The organism is Ruficoccus amylovorans (assembly GCF_014230085.1).
Taxonomy (GTDB): domain Bacteria; phylum Verrucomicrobiota; class Verrucomicrobiia; order Opitutales; family Cerasicoccaceae; genus Ruficoccus; species Ruficoccus amylovorans.
The window spans coordinates 160,129-183,408 of the sequence record NZ_JACHVB010000012.1 but is presented as its reverse complement, the minus strand read 5'-3'; the positions used below and the strand labels follow the sequence as shown (position 1 = coordinate 183,408).

The following is a 23,280-nucleotide window of genomic DNA, read 5'->3' as shown; positions in this document are numbered from 1 at the left end:
CAATACGCAAAAAGCGAAGATGCTCTATTGAGCGGAGGTGGCCTCGCCTGCCTCCAGCTCTTTAGCCATCGCAGCTTCAACCATAATCCGCCAGCGAACAGCTGTCGGCGGGGGATCACTCTCAACAAGCTCACGTAACCGGTTCTCACTGGCCTCATCCCGAACAACGCCATGCACAAGGACTGAACCATTGGCGGCCGGAGACACGACGATGCTGACTTGGGCAAATTCTTCCTCCCGGCAATCTCCTCCATTTTCACGTCAACATACCCCTGCGCCAAAGCCATATTTTTTCCCTGCCGCGCCGCTGGCCCATAGCGATTCAGCAGGAATAAACCGATCAGGCCCAAGACAACGACGAGCAAAATAAGCCGAAAGCCTCTGAGGGTTAAAAGCTCACGCATAAGCGCGTATTATTCTCTTAATATTGACCAAAAACAAGTAAAACACCCCCACTCAAATCGTTCCAACTCCGTGCCTCTGTGCCTCCGTGTGAGTTTCTTCTAAAAACGTCCTGTGCGGCTCACGGCTCCGCGAACTGGGTCAGGTGCTCGTTGGCGAGAGTACGGAGTTCGTCGATGGTGTTGAGGCGGTCGATGGCGGGGCGGAGCTTGCGGGAGCCTGGCATGTCTTTGGTCAGGGCTTTGACTTTGGAACGCATCCAGGCGATGTCGTCAGCGGGCTTGCCCTTGTACGAGCCTTCCAGCAGCAGATCCAGAAAACGAAAAACCGTGGCCCAGCGCTCGGGGACAGTCGGCGGGGCGGGGGCTTCGCCGGTGGCGAGGGTTTCTTTGATCTCCTTGAAAATCCACGGGTAGCCAAGGGCGGCGCGCCCGATCATCAGGCCGGAGATAGCAGACTCACGGCGCACGCGGGCCACGAAGCGCCAGTCGCGCACGTCGCCATTGCCGATGACGGGGATGGGCAACGCACGGGCCACCTCCTCGATCACATCCCAGTCGGCCTGGCCGCTGTAGCCCTGCTCCTTCGTGCGCCCGTGGACGGCCAGCGCCCGGATGCCGACGGAGGTCAGGATGCGCCCGACTTCCAGCGCGACGATAGAGTTTTCGTCCCAGCCGATACGGATTTTCGCGGTCACGGGGCACTCCGGCAACGCCTTGACCACGGCTTCGGCCACCGCGCCGAGCCGGTCCAGATCCCGCAGGAGCGACGAACCGGCGTTCTGGTCGATGACCTTGCAGGCCGGGCAGCCGTAGTTGATGTCGATAAAGTCGGGCCGGTGGCGCTCCCAGACCAGCCGGGCGGCCTCGGCCATCGTGTCCGGACTTGAGCCGAAGAGCTGGACGCCCATCGGGCGCTGTTCCTCGGAAAAATCCACCGCCCGCCAAGCCTGGTGCCCGCCGCGCAGGAGGCCGTCCGCCTGCACGAACTCCGTTACCATCACGTCCGCACCCTGTTCCTTGCACAGTTGCCGGAAGCCGTAGTCGGTGTAGCGGGCCATCGGCGCCAGGTACAGGGGGAAGGCCCCGTCGGCGAACCAGGGTAAAGTCTCGGGCATGAGGAAGGGAAAAATGTTATAAAATGGAATGGCTGAATGGTTGATAGCCAGGATGCTTGTTTTTTGGGAAAATCGGAGCTACCGTAAAGCCCGGAATCGCCCGGACACACCCGATACGCCCCAGCCATTTGACCATTTTCACATTCGACGTCGATCAGTATTCCTTATAAACAAAGCGAATAGCCACCATTAAAAATACCCTTGCGTATTTGCAATGGCGAAACAGGCTTTATAGTTTACAGACCAAATTTTACCATGGAAGTTATTCGAGCCCAAAGTGCCGGCTTTTGCTGGGGAGTGGAACGCGCCATCAACGTCGCGGCCAAGTTCGCCGAAGAAGGCAAGCGACCCGTCTATACCGACGGCCCCCTCATCCACAACAAGCAGATGATGGAAAAACTGGAAGCCGTCGGCATCCAGGAAGTCGGCGATTACCAGAGCAAGACCGAAGTCAAAGTCACCGAGCAGGACCGCGAGCACGGCGTGCTCGTCGTGCGTGCCCACGGCATCTCCCCCGAGCGCCGCAGCTACCTGAAGGAACTCGGCATGGATTTCAAGGACGCGACCTGCCCCGACGTGGGCATCATCGCCGGCAAGATCAAGCTGCACTCGCGCAAGGGCTTTACCACGGTGATCTTCGGAGACCCGAAGCACCCCGAAGTCATTGGCCTGATGGGCTACACCGAAGACCGCGGCTATGTGGTCAAGAACGAGGAAGACATCCGCGCCCTGCCCAACCTCGGCGACAAGGTCTGCTTCGTCTCCCAGTCCACCATGTTCACGGACGAGTTCGAGCGCCTCGCCGCCATCCTGCGCGAGACCTACCCGGACGCCCAGGTTTTTGACACCATTTGCGGGGCCACCAAGGAACGCCAGAGCGACATCCACGTACTCAAGGACGCCGGGGCCGAGGCCATTATCGTGGTCGGAGGCCGTCATTCGGCCAACACCCGCAAGCTCGCCGCTCTGGTCGAAAAGACCGGCCTGCCCGCCTATCACGTCGAGACCGCTTCCGAACTGGACTTCGGCCACCTCAAGGAGCGCTACAAAAAGGTCGGCGTCACCGCCGGAGCCTCCACCCCGGAGTTCCTTATCCAGGAGGTCGTCGAAGAGCTTCAGCGCGTCTGAAGCCCGACGGATGGACGGCGCTCTCACCCGACAACACACGCTCTTTTTTTATCGTCATGAAACCGTTGATACTCGCGATCACACTTCTGGCGGGGGCTTCCTGCGCGTACGCCCAGGATTCGGGCAGCGACGACGGTGGCGGTATCCTTGACGGCGGCTTGCTGGGCAACATCCGGGAGCGCGTCAACCAGCGCACCCAGACGATTACGGACAACAGCTCCATCCTGAGCAACACCTCTTCGCTCGACGCCGACAGCCAGCCCCGCCCGGCACAGGAAGTCGTCAGCACCGTGACCGATCCGGTCAAGGAGGGCCTCAGCGACATCATGCCGACCAAGGCCGCACCCATAACCAAATCCGGTTTTCTTCCCAGCTACGACGGCTTTCAGGAAGATCCCGACACCGGCGCGTGGGTCTGGGTCAAGGAAAAGGGCGTGCTTGCCGACTACAACCGCTTCATCCTCTCGCCCATCGTCGTCTATCCCGCGGATGACGCCGAATTCAAAGGGGTCAACCCCGACGAACTCAAAAAACTGACCGATTATTTCCGTGCCGAGCTGACCAAGGCGCTCGACCAGGCCGGGTATCCCGTGGTTTACCAGCCGGGCAAGGGCGTCGCCGTGGTCCGCATCGCCATCGTCGGCGTCGTCCCCGGCAACCCGGTCATGTACGCCGGCTCGTGGATGCCCTACGCCCGCCTGGCCGACGCCGCTCAGCAGGCCACCGGGGGCACCTCTATGGGCGTGGGCTCGATTTCCATCGAGGCCGAACTGCTCGATTCTTTGACCGGCGCGCGCGAAGCAGCCGTGATCGACACCCTGGCGGGCAAGAAGCTCGAAGTGCGCCAGAGCCTGAACAAATGGGGCGACATCGCCCAGGCCATCCAGACCTGGGCCGGGCGTTTCTCCGCTCGCGTCACTAAAGCCCACGGCGGCAATTCCAACTAAGTCTGCGCCGCCTCCGATTCTCCATCCGGCGGCCAGGCAGTTTGCCCGCCGTTTTCAAGCTATTTTGAATTTACTGTAAAAACCAGCATCCCAAATTCCGGCGGGAACATTTTCGCCCGCAGGACGACTCAAGCTCCTTACTTTTTAACACCGCGGCTATCGATGAATATGATAGTTGTCATAAAACCTGCTATCACCGTTTTCCGGTGGTGGCCAAAGCGCTCCCTGGCATTGCATTTTAACAGCCGCACGCTATAACTGGCAGATTGGACAAAACCATGGCCTTCGATCTGAAAGCGATTATCACCGAACGGCAGGGCGAAAACTACGACCTGCACCACAAATACGTCAACCGCACCCTGGCCAAAGTCCTGGGTACGATCGGTTTTGACAAGGTCTATGCCCGCGCCGAGGGCTCCTATCTCTACGATATGGACGGGCGCGACTACCTGGACTTTCTCAGCGGCTACGGCGTCTATAATATGGGGCGCAACCACCCGGTCATCCGCAAGGCGATCGAGGACGTGCTCTCGATGGACCTCCCGAACATGGTGCAGATGGACTGCGCCCTGCTCAGCGGCCTGTTGGCCGAGAAGGTGGCCGAGATCACCCCGCCCCACCTGGACGCGTGCTTCTTCTGCAACTCGGGCACCGAAGCCGTCGAGGGCGCGATGAAATTTGCCCGCGCCTCCACCGGCCGCACGCGCATCCTCAGCTTGGCCGGGTCTTACCACGGCCTCAGCTACGGCTCTCTCAGTGCGACTCATAACGCACAGTTCCAGGAGGGCTTCGGGCCGCTCCTGCCCGGCGTGGAGAAAGTCGCCTACAACGATGTGGCCGACCTGGAGGAAAAACTCAAGCAGGGCGACGTGGCGGCCTTTATCGCCGAGCCCGTGCAGGGCAAGGGCGTCCACATCCCCGACGAGCACTACTTCCCCGCCGCCCAGGACCTGTGCCGCAAGTACGGCGCGCTCTTTATCGCCGACGAGGTCCAGACCGGCCTCGGCCGCACCGGTAAGCTCTTCGGGTTCCAGCACTGGGACCTGGAGCCGGACATCATCACGATGGCCAAGGCCCTCTCCGGCGGCTATGTCCCCTGCGCGGCCATCGTCACCACCCGCAAGATTTACCAGGGCGTCTTCTCCCGGCTCGACCGCTGCGTGGTCCACTCGACCACCTTCGGCCGGAACAACCTGGCCATGGCCTGCGGCCTGGCCTCGATTGAAGTCATCAAGTCGGAAAATCTGGTCGAAAACAGCCGTGTGATGGGCGAAAAGCTGATGGAGGGCCTGCGCGCGCTCGCCTCCAGGCACGACCTGATCAAGGAAGTGCGCGGCAAGGGCTGCATGATCGCCATTGAGTTCCAGCAGCCGCGTTCGCTCAAGCTGAAGATGGCCTGGAAGGCCATTCACAAGGTGGACAAGGGCCTCTTCGCGCAGATGGTGGTCAGCTCACTGCTGGACCGCCACCGCATCCTCACCCATGTGGCCGGACACAACATGGACGTGGTCAAGCTCCTGCCCCCGCTCATCATCGGCCAGAAGGAGATCGACCGCTGCGTGCAGGGCTTCGACGACGTGCTCCAGCAGGTCACGCGCTTCCCCGGCCCGATGTGGGAATTCGGCACCAACCTGGTCAAGACCGCCATCGGCCAGAAGCGCCAGAAGCAGACCGCCCAGGCCTGAGCCTTTTTCACGTCTCCGCTAGATTTTTTAAACAGGAAGGACGGGAAGAACAGGAAGACGCGTTCCTGCGATTGCTTGCTGTTCTTTCCGTCCTGCCTGTTTAAAAATTCATGGAGCCAAAAAAAAGTGAGTAATGGTATTAGGTCCGGGTAGGCGCTGACCGATAACTAATTAACAATTTTTGCTGGCCTTCGGCGGCAAAGACTTAAAGGCTGCACGACAGCGGATATCCTCTCATTTTTTCCCTGAAAATGCCACCAACCACGGATCAGCGACTGGCAGCCAGAACCCCGGACGGCAAAGCGCCTCTGGTATTCCTCCAAAACTGGGAGCACCTGCTCCTGTTGCATTGGAAAGTCGATCCGGAGCAGATCCAGGCCACCCTCCCGCCCGGCCTCCATGTCGATACCGCCCAGGACAGCGCCTGGCTGAGCATCGTGCCCTTTGCCATGTCGTGGGCACGCCTGCGCCGCCTGCCCGCCCTGCCCTTTATCTCCCACTTCCTCCAGCTCAACGTCCGCACCTACGTGTACGACGACGAGGGCAAGCCTGGCGTGTGGTTCTACTCGCTGGACTGCGGCAGCGGCCCCGCCGCCTGGCTCGGGCGGAAGTTTTTCAAGCTCCCCTACTTCCAGGCCCGGATGAAGGCCGCCATCACCGACGATGTGCACTACACCTGCCGACGCGCCGACCGCTACGGCGGCGCTCCCTACGGCAGCTATCGCCTCTCGGTCTACCGCTACAGCGGCGAGGGCCAGGTCCGCCTCTGCGAAGACCCCGAAGGGCTCCCCTTCTTCCTCATGGAGCGTTATTACTTCTACGCCTGGGACGGGCAACGAGTCCGCCGGGCGCAGGTCGCCCACAGCCCCTACCGCTATCAGGACGCCGATGTCGCCACCTTCGACACCATCCCGCTCTGTTTGGACGACCTTCCCCTGCCCTCCACTCCGCCCGACCTCAAGCACTACGTGGACAAGGTCAAGGTCGATGTGTACGGCCTCCAGTAAGCAGGGAAAAAGTCCCGCCCTTTTCCGTGGGGCTCGCGGCTCGCAACCCGCAGCGGAGCGGGAAGTTGTCTTTTTAACCGCAGAGGCGCAAAGACGCAGAGTTTTTTTGTTTTCACTTCGCGCTCCTTCGCCTGACTTCGCGGGCAACCTCTTCTCCATTTATGATCCTATTTGCCCACGTTTGCTCTCTGCGTCTTTGCGCCTCTGCGGTTAATAAAAAAACATCCCCCCGGCCACTCCCCCACCCGCCGGAGAAAATTTAGGCTTTGACAAACGCGGATTTTTCGTCTCTTCATTGCAACCGATAATGAAGTTCAACCTCGTAGCCGTGCTCGTAAACGTAGTCGTAGTCCTCGTGACCTCGACCGCATCCGCACGGGCCTAGAGATTAGAACTTCCCACTAAAATTTCTAAAAACCCCCTGCCGAATGCGTTCGACAGGGGGTTTTTGTTTACCCAGCCATGTCGAGCGCTTCCGGAGGGCCAACCAAGCCAACCAGATAAAAATTATGAAAATGACCGGAGCCGACCTCGTTATCCGCCTGCTGGAACGCCAGGGTATCCGCTTGATTGCGGGCATCCCCGGAGGAGCTAACCTGCCCCTCTACGACGCGCTGGCCCGGCGGCCAGTCATCCGCCACGTCCTCTCCCGCCATGAGCAGGGAGCGGGCTTCATCGCGCAGGGACTGGCCCGCACGACGGGACGACCCGCCGTGTGCTTCGCCACCAGCGGCCCCGGCGCGACCAACATCCTCACGGCCATCGCCGACGCCAAGCTGGACTCCATCCCGCTGGTCTGCATCACCGGGCAGGTCCCGCAGGCGCTCATCGGCACGGACGCCTTTCAGGAGGTCGATGTCTTCGGGATGAGCCTGCCCGTGACCAAGCACAACTACCTCGTCCAGTCCGCCGAGGAGTTACTGAGCGTCATCCCCGAGGCATTCCGTCTGGCCGCCAGCGGACGCCCTGGCCCGGTCTGGATCGACATCCCCAAGGATGTCCAACTGGCCTCTATCGAGTTCGACGCCTGGCCCGAGCCCGGCACCGCCGACGCGCCCGCCGAGCCCGAGGCCGAAGCCGTCGCGCAGGCCGCCGCCATGATCGAGGAGGCCCGCCAGCCGATTCTCTATCTGGGCGGGGGCATCATCCACAGCGAATCCAGCGCCGCCGCACGCGCGCTGGCCGAGCGTTCGCACCTGCCCACCGTCAGCACGCTGATGGCGTTGGGGGCGCTGCCGACCGATCACCCGCAATCCCTCGGGATGCTGGGCATGCACGCCGCCCCTTACACAAATCTGGCCCTGGAGGAGTGCGACCTGCTGATCGCGTTGGGCGCGCGCTTCGACGACCGGGCCACGGGCAAGGTTGCCGAATTCTGCCCCCACGCCCGCGTCATCCATGTCGATATCGACGCCTCCGAACTGGGCAAAATCCGCATGCCCACACTGTCCGTTCGTGCCGACGCGGGACGTTTTCTGGAAAGCCTGCTGGCCATCCTGCCCGAGCGCCAGCGCCCGGACTGGAACGCCCGCATCGCCGAGCTGAAAGCCACCCACCCGATGGAAATGCCCGGCGCGGAAGATCCCTCCACGCCTTACGGGCTGATCCACGCCATCGCCCGCCACGCCGGGCGCGACGCTATCGTCGCCACCGACGTCGGCCAGCACCAGATGTGGACGGCACAGGCGTTTCCCTTCTGCCGCCCCCGCCAATGGCTGACCAGCGGCGGCCTCGGGACGATGGGCTTCGGGTTGCCGGCGGCACTGGGCGCGGCTCTCTCCGAGCCGGGTTGCCCCGTCGTCTGCATCAGCGGCGACGGCAGCTTCCTGATGAACAACCAGGAAATGATCACCGCCGCCGAAGCCGGGGCCGACATCAAGGTCGTCATCATGAACAACCAGTCGCTCGGGCTCGTCCACCAGCAGCAGACCCTGTTCTTCGGCAAGCGCCTCATCGCCTCGAAGTTCGAGCAGGGGCCGGACTTCGCCATGATGGCGCGGGCCATGGGCATGGAGGCCGTCGATCTGGCCGGGGAACCGGACATCGACGCCGCGCTGGCCGAAGCCTTCGCTCGCCCCGGCCCGGTCCTCATCAACGCCCCCACCGGCGTCGAACAACACGTCCTGCCCATGGTCCCCCCCGGCGGCGCAAACCGTGAAATGATCCGCACAGCCTGCGCCCGCTAGTGCGTGGCCGCACTGGACATTGAGGGGCGCTGCCCCTACGGAGCCAGAAAGGCTCCTGGCCCCAGTGCTGCTTTAGGCCGCGTGGACAAAATACGGAACGAGCAGCCGAAGCCTGCACTTTCGTTGCTGCGCATCGCGTCAGGGATTGCGGCTTTCAGTGAAACTGAAAGCCGCAATCCCTGAGGGGCATCCAAACTGAAGCGTACCCAAACTTGTAGAAATAACGAAGTGGACGCCACCGGAGAAGGGAAACCAGAGACGTGCAAGTCTCTCGGCGTGGCCAACACCACTTTGTGTCTTCGTGCCTTTGTGGTTAATAAATCAAACCACCAAGGACTTAAAAAACCTGACGGGACCGGCTTAACCGCAGACGACGCGGCCGCACATGCTCAGCGCGTTTTCCCCAGCAGGACGCGCTCGCGCAGGATGGCCTTGAGTTCGGGCAGGCCCTCCTCGCTCAGGCAGGAAAGCTGGTGCACCTTGCGGCGGATCTTCTTTTTGAAGCGGGCGAGGTTTTCCGGCGACTCCGGCTCGTCCATCTTGTTGGCCACGATGAGCTGCGGCTTGTCGAGCATGGCCTCGTCGTAGTAGCGCAGTTCGCGCACCAGTTGCCGGTAGTCGTCCACCGGGTCGCGCCCGTCGGTCCCGGCCATGTCCACGAGAAACAGCAGCAGGTTGCAGCGCTCGATGTGGCGCAGGAAGCGGTGCCCGAGTCCGCGGTTCTCGTGCGCGCCCTCGATCAGTCCGGGGATGTCGGCCATGGTCAGGCGCTCGTAGGTCTGCGGGTACTCGATCACGGCCACGGTCGGCTGGAGCGTGGTAAAGGGGTAGCTGGCGGTCTTCGGCTCGGCGCCGGTCAGCAGGCCGATGAGCGTGGACTTGCCCGCGTTGGGGAAGCCGACCAGCCCGATGTCGGCGATGGACTTGAGTACGAGCTTGTAGGTGCCCTGCTCGCCTTCCTGCCCGGGGGTGTACTTGCGCGGGGCCTGGTTGGTGGACGACTTAAAGGTCGTGTTCCCCTTGCCGCCCTTGCCGCCCTTGAGCAGGAGGTACTCCTTGCCGTACTCGATCAGCTCAAGCACGGTGTTGCCCGTCTCCTCGTCGATCACGACCGTGCCGGGGGGCATTTTCAGCTTGAGCGAATCGCCGTTGGCACCGTCCTTGTCCGAGCCCTTGCCGGGAACACCGTTCTTGGCGGCGGCGTGGGGCTTGAACTTGTAGTCGGTGAAGTCCGCCGTGTTCGGGTCGCACACGAGGATAATATCCCCGCCCTTGCCGCCGTTGCCGCCGTCGGGTCCGCCCTTGGGGTTGTGCGCCACGCGCCGGAAGCTCATGCAGCCGTTGCCGCCGTCTCCGGCCTTGAGGCGAATAGTGACTTCATCCACAAACATGCCGCTGATTTGTCTGCGCTCGGGGGCGGCGGGTCAAGGGCCAAAGCAAGGGCTGAGCTTCGGGCTTGCCGGTTTTTTCGCCGAAACTACCCTGCTTCCATGTCCCGGCGACACCCCTACGAGTACCTGATGGAGCCCCTGGCCGAACGCCCCGGCTACGAGCGCAAGCACATGTTCGGCTGCCTCGGCTGCTACTACCGGGGTAAAATCGTCGCCGTGCTGGCCGAGGGCGAAGACCCCTGGAACGCCTTTCTCGTGCCCGCCGAGCGCGACCAGCACGCCGCCATCGTAGCAGAATTCCCTATGCTGACGAACCACCCCGTCCTGCCCAAATGGCTCATGCTGCACGCCGAAGACGACGCCTTCGAGACCGTGGCCGGGCGCATCGTCGAGTACCTCCTGGCCGAAGACCCGCGCTTCGGCGTCGTCCCCAAGCCCCGAAAGCGCAAAAAAAAGCCCGGCGCATAACGCACCGGGCACAAGAGAGGGGCAAACTTCCCTCCTCGAATGCTCAAAGACGAGAGGTCGCTACCGTTAAAAGGATATAAGGGCTAATTGTTATTTTCCGGATTCTACATCCAACAATTAGCAATCAGCCATTTAACCATTTGCCCTTCGTGGCAGCCGGATCTCACAAAAGCTCTTAAAACGTGTCCTCGAACACGATCTCGTCGAGCGGGAGCTGGCCGCCGCGCGGGCGGGCGGGCTGGACGGCCTTGCCGACGGCGATCATCATACCGATGACGTGGTCCTTCGGCAGCTTGATCAGCCGGGAGACCGTCTCCATGTCGAAGCCGATCATCGGGCAGGTGTCGTAGCCCATGGCCTTGGCGGCGACCATGATCGTCTGCGCGGCCATGCCGGAGGAGCGCAGCGCCTCGTCGCGCTGGAGCTGCTTGTCGTCCTTGTAAAACTGGTGGATCATCCCGACCAGCATCTTGCGGGTCTCTTCGGGAGCATTGGCCCAGTAGCGCTCGGTCCGCAGGCCCCAGGCGTTGAGGTCGGCGCAGACCATAATGAGCGCGGAGGCTTCACGCACCTGCGCCTGGTTCCAGGCCGCCGCGCACAGTTGCTCGCGCAGTTCCTTGTCGCGGATCACGACGAAGCGCCAGTTCTGGATGTTGAACGAGGTCGGCGAGAGAGTAGCCAGCTCCAGCAGGCGGTCGATGTCCTGCTGCGGCATGACAAACTCCGGGTCGTAGAGCTTGACCGAGCGGCGTTCGCGGATGGCGGTAAAGGTGTCCAGGGGACTGGTGGCGGTACTGTTTTCCATTTCGTGTAAAAGAAAACGCCCAGCTTATAGCAAAATCCACCCTCCGGCAAGCCGGGCCTCGCATTTTGCGGCAACAACGCCGTCGCCTCCACAACAACACCGGCACCCCCTTTCCAAGTGCGAAACCTCCCCCGCCCCGAAGCTTACAACGTCGCCTGCAAGCTGTGGTAAGAGGCGTACAACTGCTCCTCCAGCGTATCCCACTCCTCCGGGCTAAGCCCGGTGTCGCGACGGTCATCACGGTAGCGCATCGCCGTCACCCGCAGTTGCGCCGCCGGGAGCATATCGTCCACCGGCTGGTCGTTGAGCAGCGCATACAGCCGGGCGAGCACGGCGGCGACTTCGTCCCCGGTAGCCTTTTCCCGCCGAAGCTGCCACCACTCAAGCTCCAGCCGGGCGGCCTCCTCGTAGTCGAAACTGTTATCAAAGGAGTCCGAGATCACCCGGTAATAGTCCACCAGATACGGCAGGGCCAGTTCGGCCTTTTCCCGGCTGGTGGATTTCTGGAAAACGCGGGCAGCCTGCACCCCGTAGTAGGCGATCCGGGTATCCACCCACGGCGAGCACCCGAACTGCGTGCGAACCGTCCGCCAAAGCCCGGCCCCCAAGTCCACGTAATCCTTCGCGTAATAGGCCTGCCACATCTTCGTCTCCAGCCGCGCCATCTCGCGCGGGTCAAAGTCGCGGTACGTGCACGGGCGCGGCCAGAAAAACCACAGCGCCCCGGCCAATACCAACAGCGCGGCCACCAGACCACCCCACTTGATGAGGATTCGCTTTCTTATTGCAAACATGACTGCCCCGTTGCGGAAGGTCACCCCAGCTTGGGTTAAAAACGCCTTCGGTTAAAACAAAAAAAGTGCGCCAGCAAACTGGCGCACTTTGAAATGTATATGGAATTCGGCTCTTCGGGAGTGAATGAATCACCCCGAAGAATGCGACCCGCCTAGTAGCGGTAGTGGTCGGGCTTGTAGGGGCCTTCGACCTGAACACCGATGTAGTCGGCCTGGGTCTGCGAGAGCTTGGTCAGCTTGCAGCCGATCTTTTGCAGGTGCAGGCGGGCGACTTCCTCGTCGAGGTGCTTGGGCAGGATGTAAACGCCGGGCTTATAGGTCTCGCGCTTCTTCCACAGCTCGACCTGGGCCAGCACCTGGTTGGTGAAGCTGTTGGACATCACAAACGAGGGGTGACCCGTGGCGCAACCGAGGTTGACCAGACGGCCCTTGGCCAGCAGGTAAATGCTGTTGCCGTTCTCGAAGGTGTACTTGTCCACCGCGCCCATGTGGTCGGGCTTGATCTCTTCGACCTGCACGCCGGGGAGCTTCGCCAACTGGTCCACCTGGATCTCGTTGTCAAAGTGGCCAATATTGCAGACGATGGCCTGGTCCTTCATCTTCGCCATGTGGGCGGCGGTGATGATGTCCTTGTTACCCGTGGTGGTAACGTAGATATCGCCGAAGCCGAGGGTGTCCTCGACCGTCAGCACGCGGAAGCCTTCCATCGCGGCCTGGAGCGCGCAGATCGGGTCAACTTCGGTCACCACGACGTTCGCACCCTGGGCGCGCATGGCCTGGGCGCAGCCCTTGCCCACGTCGCCGTAGCCGCAGATGACCGCGACCTTGCCGGAGATCATCACGTCAGTGGCACGCTTGATGCCATCGATGAGGGATTCGCGGCAGCCGTAGAGGTTGTCAAACTTGGACTTGGTGACGGAGTCGTTCACGTTGATCGCGGGGATCAGCAGCGAGCCCTTCTTGTGCATCTCGTAGAGACGGTGCACGCCGGTCGTGGTTTCCTCGGAGACGCCCTTCCACTCCTTGACCACTTCGTGCCAGCGGGTCGGGGACTCACCCTTGACCTGCTTGAGCAGGTCCTTGATGACCTTCTCCTCGTGGCTGGAGGATTCGCCTTCGACCCAGTCGGAGCCGTTTTCGAGTTCGTAGCCCTTGTGGATCAGGAGCGTGGCGTCGCCGCCGTCGTCAACGATCAGTTGCGGGCCCTTGCCGTCCGGCCAGGTCAGCGCCTGATAGGTGCACCACCAGTACTCCTCCAGCGTCTCGCCCTTCCAGGCGAAGACCGGGATGCCGAGGTTCTTCGCCACGTAGGCGGCGGCGTGGTCCTGGGTGGAGAAGATGTTGCACGAGCACCAGCGCACGTCGGCGCCGAGAGCCTGAAGGGTCTCGATCAGCACGGCGGTCTGGATCGTCATGTGCAGCGAGCCCATGATGCGGATGCCATCGAGGGGCTTTTCCGCCGCATACTTCTCGCGGGTGGCCATGAGGCCGGGCATTTCAAACTGGGCGATCTCGACCTCCTTGCGGCCGAAGTCGGCCAGCGAGATGTCCTTCACCTTGTAGTCGGTCGTGGTCAGTGTATCTGTAGACATGATCTTTAATTAAGTTGCCCGCGAAGACACGCGAAGAGGCGCGAAGGTCAGCGGGAGTGTGCTAAGCGTTTGTATTCTAGTTTGCCGAGGGAGCCGAAATTAACCAGCAGTCCGAGCGGAAGCCGGGTGGCGGAAAGGTAATTGAGCAGTTGAGCTTCATGTTCCGCCAAGAGTGATTTCAGCGATTTAATTTCCAGGAGAATCGAGTTATAGAGGAGAAAGTCTGCAAAGTATTGGCTTTCCAGTTGGCGCCCCCGGTAGTGAATGGCGATAGGTGCCTGTTCCCTGAACGGTATCCCGGTCTGATCAAACTCAATCCGCAGACATTCCTGATAAACTCTTTCCAAAAAGCCGCTCCCCATCGCGGAATGAACCCTCATACAAGCCCCAATGATCTCGTAGCATTCCTGCTTAAAGATCACTTCGCTCATCTTCGCGTTCCTTCGCGTAGCTTCGCGGGCAATTTCCCCCCTTAAACGGCGGCGCCGAGAGCGGCCTTGAGTTCGGCGGCGCGGGCGGTGCTTTCCCAGGGCAGGTCCGCCTTGGCGAAGTGGCCGTAGTTGGTGGACTGGCGGTAAATCGGCTGGAGCAGGTTGAGCTGGCCAACGATATCGGCAGGCTTGAAGGAGAAAACCCGCTGCGCGGCGGCGGAGATTTCCGCGTCAGAGAGGCCATCCTTGGCCGTGCCAAAGGTGTCCACGTGGATGCTCGTCGGGTACGGATAACCGATGGCGTAGGCGACCTGGAGCTCGCACTCGTCGGCCAGTCCGGCGGCGACGATGTTCTTGGCCACCCAACGGCAGAAGTACGCGGCGGAGCGGTCAACCTTCGAGGGGTCCTTGCCGGAGAAGGCGCCGCCACCGTGGCGAGCCCAACCGCCGTAGGTATCGACGATGATCTTGCGCCCGGTCAGGCCGGCGTCGCCCTGCGGGCCGCCGACGACGAACTTGCCCGTCGGGTTGATGAGAAACTCGGTTTCGTCCGTGATCAGCTCAGCCGGGAGCACCTTGCGGATGACCTCGTCGATGCAAAACTCGCGGATCGTGCTGTGCTTCACGTCCTCGATGTGCTGCGTGGAAATGACGACATTGCGGATGCCCTTGATCTCACCGTCCACGTATTCAACGGCGACCTGGCTCTTCACGTCGGGGCGGAGCCACTCGACGCCGACTTCCTTGCGCTGGTAGGCCATCTCGCGCAGCAGACGGTGCGCGAACATGATCGGGGCGGGCATCAGCTCCTCGGTCTGATTGCAGGCGTAGCCGAACATGATCCCCTGGTCCCCGGCGCCCTGCTCGGCAGTGTCCTTGCCATCGGCCGCAGCGGCGTCAACGCCCTGCTTGATGTCGGGGGACTGGGTGGTCAGGCAGTTGGAAATGAAAACTTCGTCGGCGTGAAAAACGGCGTCGTCCTTGGCATCGATGTAGCCGATGTCGCGGATGGCGTCACGCACGACCTGCTCGTAGTTGAACTTCGAGTTGGTGGTGATTTCTCCGGCGACGAACACGCAGTTGCTCTTGACGAGGGTTTCGCAGGCAACGCGGCTCTTGGGGTCGTCCTTGAGGCAAGCGTCGAGGATGCTGTCAGAGATATAGTCGGCAACTTTGTCCGGATGGCCTTCGCCCACCGATTCAGAGGAGAAGATGAAACTTTTGTTCATAAGCCGCTAAATCTGCACAATCTCACAGCGCCCGCAAGTCAAATCATCAAAACATCCAGATTTATTGATATGAGACTTAGTTTCAATAACAAGACCCGCGTTGACCTTCGTAACGGCCCGGCAAAAAGTGTTCCCTCCGGCACGAAAAAGCCGCCCGGCGGGAACCGGACGGCTTGAGAAAAACGGAAACAACCGGAGCCACCCAGGACGGTTGATGCGCCCCTCGCGGCCTCTTATTTAGAGCCCCGAGACCTGCACGTCTTCGGGCCAGGTGACGCTGAACTCGAAGGGCGTCTTGACCTCCTGGCCGGGGTTGAGGTTGTAGATCCACTCGATGAATTTCTGCGAAGTCATCTTCAGCGAGGCGGTGTCGGCGGAATACTTCGGCTGGATCAGCTCGACGGCGATGTCGTCGTTTTCCGAGACGGGGATCTGGTCCCAGACCGAGAGCGTGATCGGCGTCTGCTTGTTGTTCTTGATCTCGAACTCGTAGCGCCAGGTCATGCTTTTGCTCCCGCCGAAGAACCCGGCTTCGCCCTCCTTGCGGTCGAGGAGCTTGCGCTCGACCGTCACGCCCTGGTCGATCCCGAGCCACGTCCAGAACTCCTGTCCCGGCGGCACCAGATCGAGCGCGGACTGACCCACGAAGCTGCCGTCGAGGTAGATATTCCCCGGCCCCGGCAGGAAGGCGTATTCGCTGGCGTTGGTGACTTTCGTCTTCAGGTAAACGTGCGGAGAGAGCTTCGGCACGGCCGAGTAGCGGAACTCGCCCGGGAAGCTCTGCGTGGTGATGGACACGCGCACCGGCTGGTTGTCGCTGGGGATGGAGGCTGTATTGGGAATCTGATACACCACGGCAGTCGCTCCGCTCTGCACGGTCGCCTCCTGCACCTGCATCGGAGCCGAGGCGACGAACGAATCGGCCATGATCTCGTTGGTAAGGCCGCTGGCCATCGCCGGGCGAGCCTGCTTGGCGCGGGCGGATTCATAGGCAAAGGGCGGCTCGACCGGCATCGGCTTGAACACATTGACGAACCACGGGTTCAACTCAGGCTCGCGTCCGCCGACCTGCGGCTGCGCGGTCGAGAGGCTCAGACGCACATCGGTCCAGTCCTCGCCGGTGTTCTGGGTCACGCTGCCGTAGCTGGCGAGCGTCACCTGCTTGTCCGTGGTGTTGGCGCGGATGTCGTAGCTGGGGGTCCAGCGCGGGCCATAGACGATGCTCGTCAACTCAACGACGACCTCCGAGGAGCGGTCGAGTGAAACCACCACCTTGGCCACGTTGCTCTGCTTGCGGGCGTTGGCGTTGAGCTGGGAAATCTCGCGGCGCAGGCGGTTCTGGATTTCACTGACCTGCTGGAGCGCGGCGTCGTTCTCCATCGTGGACTGGTCGATCTTTTCCAACTGCGTGTTATAAAAAGTCAGCATCTCGGTCCACTGCACGGCATCCATCGGCGCGGGGGCACTACTGTCCTTGGGCGTGGCGGTGACGCGGGCCAGCACCGCCTCCAGCGCGGCACGACGGTCCTTCAGGCGGGTGGCCGTCATCCCGAGCGCCTTGGCCTGGGTGTCGGCTTTTTGCAGTTCGTCGGTCAGCTCCTTGAGCCGCCCTTCGGGCAGGTCGGTGAGCTGCCGCGTCTCAAAGCGTACGTCCTGCAAAGTGAAGCCGCCAGTGCCGTCCACCTGAAGGCTCCCGGCGTCGGTCTGCGCGGGCAGATCGGTAAAGATCAGCGTGTGGACGCCGGGGTCGAGCTTGAGCCCGGCCTGGCGGACGACCTCGGCCCGGTCGGTGTAAACCGTAACCGCGTTGAGGTGCGAATCGAGGACTTGCTCCTGCGCGGCAGGCAGTGAGAACGGTGCCGCCAGAGCGGCGAACAAGAAGGGGGATAGTCGGGTCATCGGCATAGTGACAGTTTATAACGGAATCGGTTCTCAGCGTGAAACCCAAAAGCTGTAAAAGTTTTGTCATGCCCGCCGAAGGCTTGCACCGCCCAGCCGCCCCGCCTAAGAACCTCAAACTCTAATTATGACAAAACTAGCGCTGCTGACGGCTTTCTGCATCCTGCCCGCCTCTTTCCCGGCAGTCTTCGCCACCCCGGTGAGCGCGCCTCCGCCCGCCTGGCGCATGTCCTACCCCGACCCCGCGCTGCCGCTGCACTACCAGGAAGAGGAGACGTTCTTTCTCACCTCGTTCGGCTTCCGCGCCGCCAGCACAGGCGAAAGCGCCAGCACCCTGGCCGAGAATGCCGAGGGCGGCACTACGGGCTTCAGTATCGACATCAGCAGCGAGAGCTTCGAGGTCGTGCAGGATCTGATCGCGCTCGAAGGCGAACACAGCTTCCACCTGTTCCACAGCGACGGCACCGACTCGAGCCTGACACTGGCCAGCCCGGTCGCCGTCACCGCCGGGATGAAGCTCTTTTTTGAAAGCTGGCTCCGTTACTCGACTCAGTCGCAGATCGCCCGCGTCCAGCTCTCCACCGACGACGGGGCCACCTGGCCTGTCACGCTCTACAGCCTTCCCGGCAGCGGTGGCGAGACCGAGCTATCCCCCTCCCTGCAACAGCTCGACCTCTCTCCCTACGCCGGGGAAACCGTGCGCCTGCGCTTCCTTTACGAAAGCACCGGCAGCTACTATCCACTCACCGCCCCCGAGCACGAACCTCTCGTCGGCTGGTTCTTTGACAACATCCAGGTTGGCACGAGTTTCATCAAGCGCCCCTACTCCATCGGTGATCCCAGCGACGACGAACAGTACTACCTCGAACTCATCAACCGCGCCCGTGCTGACGCCAACGCCGAAGCCCAGCGACTGGCCGCCCCGACCGACCCCGATGTCATTGCCGCCATGAACCACTTCGGCGTCAGCATCCCGCAGATGATCGTCGAGTTCGCCGATCTGGAGAACAACGTCCAGCCCCTCGCTTTTAACAAAAAGCTCCTCGCCTCCGCCCGCCTGCACACGCAGGACATGCGCGACCATGTCTTTCAGGACCACACCAGTTCCCCCGATGCGCCCGCTCCGAACCAGCCCGGCGACACGCCCGGCGACCGCGCCACCCGCCAGGGCTACGATTTTTCCTACATCGGCGAAAACATCTATCTCAACGCGCTTTCCGTCACCCACGGGCACGCCGCCTTTGAGGTGGACTGGGGCGACGACGCCAATGACGCCCCCGCCTACGCCGGCACGGTCCACGACAATGACGGCATGCAGGACGCGCCCGGCCATAGGCTCAACCTCCACAACCCGCTTTTCAAAGAGGCCGGTATCGGGATTTTGAATACAACCGGCCCTCTCGCCGGCCCCCAGGTCGTGACGCAGGACTTCGGTCAGCCGCAGGCGGACACCGCCTACATCACCGGCGTCATCTTTGACGATTCCGACGGCGGCAAGTCCTACGCTACCGGCGAGGGTGCGGGCGGCGTCCGCGTTGATGTGGACGGCAGTGTTTACTACGCGATCAGCACCACCAGCGGCGGCTACGCCGTCCCGGTGTACCGCGACGGCACCTATACCGTCACCTTCACTGCACCGGGCTACCCCGTGCAAACGCGCACCGTAACCGTGACCAATCTGCAAAATGTGAAAGTGGACTGGCGACGCCTGCGCCTGAACGTCGAGACCGTTACGCACAGCCCCGGCGGCCTGACCAGCATCACCTTTGACCCGGAGAACGAAAGCCCCGGCGCGACCTTCACACTTCTCAAGGCAACCGCCCCCGGCGGCCCCTACTCCGCCGTCCCCGAGGCCACGCCTTCCGGCCCCAGCGGCCCCGACAACGCCTACATCTACACCTATCAGCACGCCCCCGGCGAAGACCTTTTCTTCCGCATCCTCATCCAAGACTAGCGGGTTACACCCGCTGGCATTGAGGGGCGATGCCCCTACGGTGCGTGGCCTTTCTGGACTTTGAGGGGGCGACGCCCCCTCAAAGTCCAGAAAGGCCGCTACCCCTCCCCCGCCGGAGAGTGCGGGTTTCGCAGGTAAGCAAGTCTGCTCGGAGAGCACGATTCGGCGGGACAAGGACAGCTCCCCAGCGCAAGGGTTCGGCGCTTTGATCCGGATGAGAGGTGCTATTCCTCTCCCAACGCTCCCGCCCCTTTAACTCTCAAACTCTCAAACCCGAAACTCTCAAACTCTTAAACGCACAAGCGTTTAAGCTATAAAAAGACGCCCGGCGTAGAAGCCGGACGTCTCGGGGTTGTTCGTTAAGATCGCGAAATCTTAAAGGCGGGAAATGAGCAGTTCGCGTTCGAAGATCAGTTCCTTGGGCAGGTGGTCGAAGAGTTGGAGGAAGAGCTCTTCGTGCTGCAGGGTCTGCATCTTCATCTTTTCGCGGTCGATGCTCATGAGTTCCTTCCACTGATCTTCGGAGAAGTCCAGGCCGCGCCAGTCGAGGTCGCAGTAGCGGGGCACCCAGCCGATCGGGGTTTCCTTGGCGAAACCGCGGCCGTTGGCACGCTCGACGATCCAGCGCAGGACGCGCATGTTCTGGCCAAAGCCCGGCCAGAGCCACTTGCCGTCGGCGTTGCGGCGGAACCAGTTGACGTGGAAGATACGCGGGGTTTCGTCCAGGTCCTTCTGCATCTTGAGCCAGTGGCGGAAGTAGTCACCCATGTGGTAACCGCAGAACGGCAGCATGGCCATCGGGTCGCGGCGCAGTTCACCGGCCTTACCTTCGGCGGCGGCGGTGCGCTCGGAGCCCATGGTGGCACCGAGGTACACCCCGTGACTCCAGGTGAAGCTCTGGAAGACGAGCGGAATGTCGCTCATGCGGCGGCCACCGAAGACCATGGCCTTGATTTCAACACCGTCGAGGCGCTCCCAATCCGGGTCGATGACCGGGCAGTTGCGGGCCGGGGCGGTGAAGCGGCTGTTCGGGTGCGAGGAAGGACGGCCACAGTCGGGGGTCCAGTCGTTGCCCTGCCAGTCGATCAGGTGCGCCGGGGCTTCCGCAGTCATGCCTTCCCACCACACGTCGCCGTCGTCGGTCAGCGCGACGTTGGTGAAGATGGTGTCACGCGAGCAGGAGTCCATCGCACTCGGGTTGGTGTCGTAGGAGGTACCGGGGGCCACGCCGAAGAAACCGGCTTCCGGGTTGATGGCGCGGAGCTTGCCGTTGGCGTCGGGCTTGATCCAGGCGATGTCATCGCCTACGCAGGTGACCTTGTAGCCTTCCATTTCCTTGGGCGGGATGACCATCGCGAAGTTGGTCTTGCCGCAGGCGCTCGGGAAGGCAGCGGTGACGTAGGTCTTCTTGCCGCAGGGCTCTTCCACACCGAGGATGAGCATGTGCTCGGCCATCCAGCCCTCGTCGCGGGCCATGGTGGAGGCGATGCGCAGGGCGAAGCACTTCTTGCCGAGCAAGGCGTTACCGCCGTAACCCGAGCCGAAGGAGACGATCGTGCGCTCTTCGGGGAAGTGAACGATGTACGTATTTTCCGGGTTGCAGGGCCAGGCGGCGCTCTTTTCGCCATCCTTCAGCGGCTGGCCGACAGAGTGCAGGCAGGGGACGAAGAAGCCGTCCGTGCCGAGGGCGTCCAGCACCTTCTGGCCGACGCGGGCCATGATACGCATGTTGACCACGACATAGGCCGAGTCGGTGACTTCGACGCCGATCTGAGAAATCGGGCCGCCCACGGGGCCCATGCTGAAGGGGATGATGTACATCGTGCGCCCCTTCATGCAGCCTTCGAAGAGTTCCTTCATCTGGCGGCGCATCTTGCGGGGTTCTTCCCAGTTGTTGGTGGGACCGGCATCGTCCTTGTTCTGCGAGCAGATAAAGGTACGGGATTCGACGCGGGCGACGTCGCGGGGATCGGAGCGGAACAGATAGCTGTTCGGGCGCTTCTCCTCGTTAAGGCGGATACAGGTGCCGGCTTCAACCATTTCGGCGAAGAGGCGGTCTGCTTCCTCCTGAGAACCATCGCACCAGTGCACCTTGTCGGGCTTGCACATCTCGACCATCTTGTCGACCCACTTGAGCAGGGCGGCGTTCTCGGTTTTGGGTTGGGATTCTGTGGCAGTACTCATGATTAAGTTAGTTGCTGGGTGTCGTAAAATTAAAAAAACTAATCCACAAAAACTGAAATGAATAGCAACACTAATTTAAATCCAGACGAGCAAACGCGTCCCGATCCTCTAATTACGCATGCGACTTATGGCTTCCATTTACAAATCTAATAAAAAACACCGACAGGACAATCCAAAACAAGAGCTGATACTTCCCCTGAAAAGCACGGTCATAATAATTAACCATACCCGACAACAAGCCATGCCTGGCGCTTTCGGAAGCCAGAAAAAACCCCGCACCAGTGCAGGTGCGGGGTGTAGTCAAAGGGAGAAAAGCTCTGTTTATTTCAGCCCTGGAAAGTCGGCGACACCGTACGGCGCTGGCCGGGCTCAAGCTCGATCATGTCCCCGTCAGCGGGGATTTCATCGTTCTTGTAGATGCGGCAACTGATGGGCTCCTCGCCATCGGGCGCGGTCCACTGCCATTTTCCGATTTCGAGAAACTCCATCGGCACGCCCTCATCCGGCGAAAGACCGGGGCCGATGCCGCGCACGTACGGCTTGTTGCCGATGCCGATCAGCACCTGGGCAACCAAAACGGTCGCGCCTTTCGGGCTCTTGCGGGGCTTTTCCCGCAACGGAGGCAATTCCTCCATCAGGTTCGGCTGAGAAAGGCCCTCGGCGGCGTCATTGTCATCGGCATCACTGCTGGTGCCCTCAGCGGCATCCGCTGAGGCGGCTCCGGCAGAGGCGTCCAGTGGGCGGGAGTCGGTAAAGACCGGCCCCTCTTCGCGGGCGAGATCGGCGGCGGCTTCTTCGCGGCGGGACTCAAGCTCGTCGATCTCGGCTTCGTAGGCCGCGTCTTTGACGGACAAATCCTCGGGCACGTCCTCAGCCCCTTCAAGCTCCTCTTCGGCGGATGGCTCCCAGGAGGGCTGTGCAGGCTCGGATTCCTCGTCCGCCTCAAGCAGGTCGTCATCGGAAATCACGCTTTCGTCATCAGCCACGTCCCCGGGCAAGGTGTCGCCGGGCAAGAGCTCCCCTTCCTCGGCGGCCAATTCTTCGGCGGCCTCGGCCAAGTCGGCTTCAAGCTCGTCGATCTCGGCCTCGTAGGCGGCGTCCTTGACGGCCAAATCTTCGGGCACATCCTCAGCCCCTTCGAGCTCCTCCTCAGGCGTCTCCTCACCGGGAACTTCCTGCTCGGCCAACAGGGTCTCGTCGGGTTCGACCGTCTCGTCGTTGGCGATGTCGGCGGGCAGCGTATCGCCAAGTGCGAACTTCGTGTGGGCGTGCGATAAACCACCTTCCGTCTCCAGCGCCGAGGGCTCGACCGCCTCGTCGGCGTCGGAAGCGTGAGCCGGGGCCTGATCCGGGGCTGTGCGGGCGGCTGCGTCGCGGGTCAGTTGATACTGCACCTGCTCAAGCTGGCCGCTGAGATTGACCAGCGACACCTCGATTCCGCCAATGAGGGCTGCGGTGTCCTCCGCCGAGGCCACGCTCTCAAGCGCCTGGGCCACATCCTTGCGCAGGGACTCGACCGAGTCGGACAGCGCCTTGATCTCGCCGCTGTCACCGGGCTGGCCGGGCGTGTGCCCCTCCAGCCGGGCAGCAGCCTCGGTCGTCTTGGCCAGGGCCTCCTCGGCGCGGTCGGTCTGGCGGGCGACGATGGCCGCGATCTCGTGGATCTCGGCCAGCACCCGCTCGATGCGTTCGGCGTTTTCCAGGTTGGCCTGACTGCGGTCGTACTCCATCAGGTTCGCCCGGATCTTGAACTCCAGGAAAAAGGGAATGAACGCAAGCACGCCGCCGAGCCCAACACTGACCACCACCCAGAAGAACTGCATGGGGCTCATGGGGCCATCGCCGCTGAAGGCAAAGATCAAGCCGAACGCGACGAGAAGGACGTCGGCGACGATCATGCTGATCTTCTGAAGCCGGAAATTGTTTAGGTCCTCCATTCTGATAATTTGCAGCCAGTTTGCAGGATAAAGTGCCCGCTGACAAGAACCTATCGCAAGAGTCGCCAGACGGGCCACGCTGGCGATCTTTTCTTTCATGTCATCGCGGGCGTTTTCCCCGCTT

At 61.8% G+C, this 23,280-nt stretch carries 17 protein-coding genes; 7 read left to right on the top strand and 10 right to left on the bottom strand.

Features of this window, described 5'->3' with window-relative positions; genetic code table 11:
- Window positions 1-523 precede the first annotated feature (523 nt).
- Window positions 524-1,519, bottom strand: coding sequence for a tRNA dihydrouridine synthase (locus H5P28_RS01810; RefSeq protein ID WP_185673990.1), 996 nt, complete (start codon window positions 1,517-1,519; stop codon window positions 524-526).
- Window positions 1,520-1,774: 255 nt separating this feature from the next.
- Between H5P28_RS01810 and ispH the strand changes: the two genes are divergently transcribed.
- The 5 genes from ispH to ilvB all read left to right on the top strand — a co-directional run bounded on the left by ispH (window position 1,775) and on the right by ilvB (window position 8,472).
- Window positions 1,775-2,647, top strand: coding sequence for a 4-hydroxy-3-methylbut-2-enyl diphosphate reductase (gene ispH / locus H5P28_RS01805; protein WP_185673989.1), 873 nt, complete (start codon window positions 1,775-1,777; stop codon window positions 2,645-2,647).
- 56 nt (window positions 2,648-2,703) lie between these two features.
- Window positions 2,704-3,594: a DUF3313 domain-containing protein gene (locus tag H5P28_RS01800; protein ID WP_185673988.1), complete on the top strand. Its 891-nt coding sequence runs from the start codon at window positions 2,704-2,706 to the stop codon at window positions 3,592-3,594.
- A 278-nt stretch (window positions 3,595-3,872) separates the two neighbouring features.
- Window positions 3,873-5,279, top strand: a complete 1,407-nt coding sequence (locus tag H5P28_RS01795) for an aspartate aminotransferase family protein (RefSeq protein WP_185673987.1) — start codon at window positions 3,873-3,875, stop codon at window positions 5,277-5,279.
- Between the two features lie 251 nt (window positions 5,280-5,530).
- The gene (locus H5P28_RS01790) at window positions 5,531-6,286 is read left to right on the top strand and encodes a YqjF family protein (protein ID WP_185673986.1); all 756 of its coding nucleotides are present in this window, start codon (window positions 5,531-5,533) and stop codon (window positions 6,284-6,286) included.
- A 509-nt stretch (window positions 6,287-6,795) separates the two neighbouring features.
- Window positions 6,796-8,472, top strand: coding sequence for an acetolactate synthase large subunit (gene ilvB, locus H5P28_RS01785; RefSeq protein ID WP_221773330.1), 1,677 nt, complete (start codon window positions 6,796-6,798; stop codon window positions 8,470-8,472).
- 389 nt (window positions 8,473-8,861) lie between these two features.
- On the opposite strand, the gene obgE is transcribed toward ilvB, so the two are convergent.
- Window positions 8,862-9,863, bottom strand: coding sequence for a GTPase ObgE (gene obgE / locus H5P28_RS01780; RefSeq protein WP_185673984.1), 1,002 nt, complete (start codon window positions 9,861-9,863; stop codon window positions 8,862-8,864).
- A gap of 99 nt (window positions 9,864-9,962) precedes the next feature.
- On the opposite strand from obgE, the gene H5P28_RS01775 reads away from it, so the two are divergent.
- Window positions 9,963-10,331: a hypothetical protein gene (locus H5P28_RS01775; RefSeq protein WP_185673983.1), complete on the top strand. Its 369-nt coding sequence runs from the start codon at window positions 9,963-9,965 to the stop codon at window positions 10,329-10,331.
- 175 nt (window positions 10,332-10,506) lie between these two features.
- Here H5P28_RS01775 and H5P28_RS01770 read toward each other — a convergent pair whose 3' ends face one another.
- From H5P28_RS01770 to H5P28_RS01745, 6 genes are all read right to left on the bottom strand, one after another.
- Window positions 10,507-11,109, bottom strand: a complete 603-nt coding sequence (locus H5P28_RS01770; RefSeq protein ID WP_185674246.1) for a nitroreductase family protein — start codon at window positions 11,107-11,109, stop codon at window positions 10,507-10,509.
- Between the two features lie 170 nt (window positions 11,110-11,279).
- Window positions 11,280-11,930, bottom strand: coding sequence for a hypothetical protein (locus H5P28_RS01765; RefSeq protein WP_185673982.1), 651 nt, complete (start codon window positions 11,928-11,930; stop codon window positions 11,280-11,282).
- Between the two features lie 152 nt (window positions 11,931-12,082).
- A complete protein-coding gene (ahcY, locus tag H5P28_RS01760) occupies window positions 12,083-13,522 on the bottom strand; it encodes an adenosylhomocysteinase (protein ID WP_185673981.1) in 1,440 nt (479 codons plus the stop codon).
- A 47-nt stretch (window positions 13,523-13,569) separates the two neighbouring features.
- On the bottom strand, window positions 13,570-13,953 hold the full coding sequence (locus H5P28_RS01755; RefSeq protein WP_185673980.1) for a GxxExxY protein: 384 nt from the start codon (window positions 13,951-13,953) through the stop codon (window positions 13,570-13,572).
- Between the two features lie 41 nt (window positions 13,954-13,994).
- A complete protein-coding gene (gene metK, locus H5P28_RS01750; RefSeq protein ID WP_185673979.1) occupies window positions 13,995-15,182 on the bottom strand; it encodes a methionine adenosyltransferase in 1,188 nt (395 codons plus the stop codon).
- Between the two features lie 237 nt (window positions 15,183-15,419).
- Window positions 15,420-17,081 (bottom strand): mucoidy inhibitor MuiA family protein, encoded by a 1,662-nt coding sequence (locus H5P28_RS01745; protein WP_185673978.1) that lies wholly within the window; start codon window positions 17,079-17,081, stop codon window positions 15,420-15,422.
- A gap of 127 nt (window positions 17,082-17,208) precedes the next feature.
- Between H5P28_RS01745 and H5P28_RS01740 the strand changes: the two genes are divergently transcribed.
- Window positions 17,209-19,035 (top strand): hypothetical protein, encoded by a 1,827-nt coding sequence (locus H5P28_RS01740; protein WP_185673977.1) that lies wholly within the window; start codon window positions 17,209-17,211, stop codon window positions 19,033-19,035.
- Window positions 19,036-19,410: 375 nt separating this feature from the next.
- On the opposite strand, the gene H5P28_RS01735 is transcribed toward H5P28_RS01740, so the two are convergent.
- Both H5P28_RS01735 and H5P28_RS01730 read right to left on the bottom strand, forming a co-directional pair.
- Window positions 19,411-21,219 (bottom strand): phosphoenolpyruvate carboxykinase (GTP), encoded by a 1,809-nt coding sequence (locus H5P28_RS01735; protein WP_185673976.1) that lies wholly within the window; start codon window positions 21,217-21,219, stop codon window positions 19,411-19,413.
- A gap of 326 nt (window positions 21,220-21,545) precedes the next feature.
- A complete protein-coding gene (locus tag H5P28_RS01730) occupies window positions 21,546-23,156 on the bottom strand; it encodes a hypothetical protein (protein WP_185673975.1) in 1,611 nt (536 codons plus the stop codon).
- Between the last annotated feature and the right edge of the window lie 124 nt (window positions 23,157-23,280).

What these genes read in the sequence shown, in the direction of transcription:
- H5P28_RS01810 (WP_185673990.1), bottom strand. Translation starts at nt 1,519, where the DNA reads ATGCCCGAGACTTTACCCTGGTTCGCCGACGGGGCCTTCCCCCTGTAC.
- ispH (WP_185673989.1), top strand. Translation starts at nt 1,775, where the DNA reads ATGGAAGTTATTCGAGCCCAAAGTGCCGGCTTTTGCTGGGGAGTGGAA.
- H5P28_RS01800 (WP_185673988.1), top strand. Translation starts at nt 2,704, where the DNA reads ATGAAACCGTTGATACTCGCGATCACACTTCTGGCGGGGGCTTCCTGC.
- H5P28_RS01795 (WP_185673987.1), top strand. Translation starts at nt 3,873, where the DNA reads ATGGCCTTCGATCTGAAAGCGATTATCACCGAACGGCAGGGCGAAAAC.
- H5P28_RS01790 (WP_185673986.1), top strand. Translation starts at nt 5,531, where the DNA reads ATGCCACCAACCACGGATCAGCGACTGGCAGCCAGAACCCCGGACGGC.
- ilvB (WP_221773330.1), top strand. Translation starts at nt 6,796, where the DNA reads ATGAAAATGACCGGAGCCGACCTCGTTATCCGCCTGCTGGAACGCCAG.
- obgE (WP_185673984.1), bottom strand. Translation starts at nt 9,863, where the DNA reads ATGTTTGTGGATGAAGTCACTATTCGCCTCAAGGCCGGAGACGGCGGC.
- H5P28_RS01775 (WP_185673983.1), top strand. Translation starts at nt 9,963, where the DNA reads ATGTCCCGGCGACACCCCTACGAGTACCTGATGGAGCCCCTGGCCGAA.
- H5P28_RS01765 (WP_185673982.1), bottom strand. Translation starts at nt 11,930, where the DNA reads ATGTTTGCAATAAGAAAGCGAATCCTCATCAAGTGGGGTGGTCTGGTG.
- ahcY (WP_185673981.1), bottom strand. Translation starts at nt 13,522, where the DNA reads ATGTCTACAGATACACTGACCACGACCGACTACAAGGTGAAGGACATC.
- H5P28_RS01755 (WP_185673980.1), bottom strand. Translation starts at nt 13,953, where the DNA reads ATGAGCGAAGTGATCTTTAAGCAGGAATGCTACGAGATCATTGGGGCT.
- metK (WP_185673979.1), bottom strand. Translation starts at nt 15,182, where the DNA reads ATGAACAAAAGTTTCATCTTCTCCTCTGAATCGGTGGGCGAAGGCCAT.
- H5P28_RS01745 (WP_185673978.1), bottom strand. Translation starts at nt 17,081, where the DNA reads ATGACCCGACTATCCCCCTTCTTGTTCGCCGCTCTGGCGGCACCGTTC.
- H5P28_RS01740 (WP_185673977.1), top strand. Translation starts at nt 17,209, where the DNA reads ATGACAAAACTAGCGCTGCTGACGGCTTTCTGCATCCTGCCCGCCTCT.
- H5P28_RS01735 (WP_185673976.1), bottom strand. Translation starts at nt 21,219, where the DNA reads ATGAGTACTGCCACAGAATCCCAACCCAAAACCGAGAACGCCGCCCTG.
- H5P28_RS01730 (WP_185673975.1), bottom strand. Translation starts at nt 23,156, where the DNA reads ATGGAGGACCTAAACAATTTCCGGCTTCAGAAGATCAGCATGATCGTC.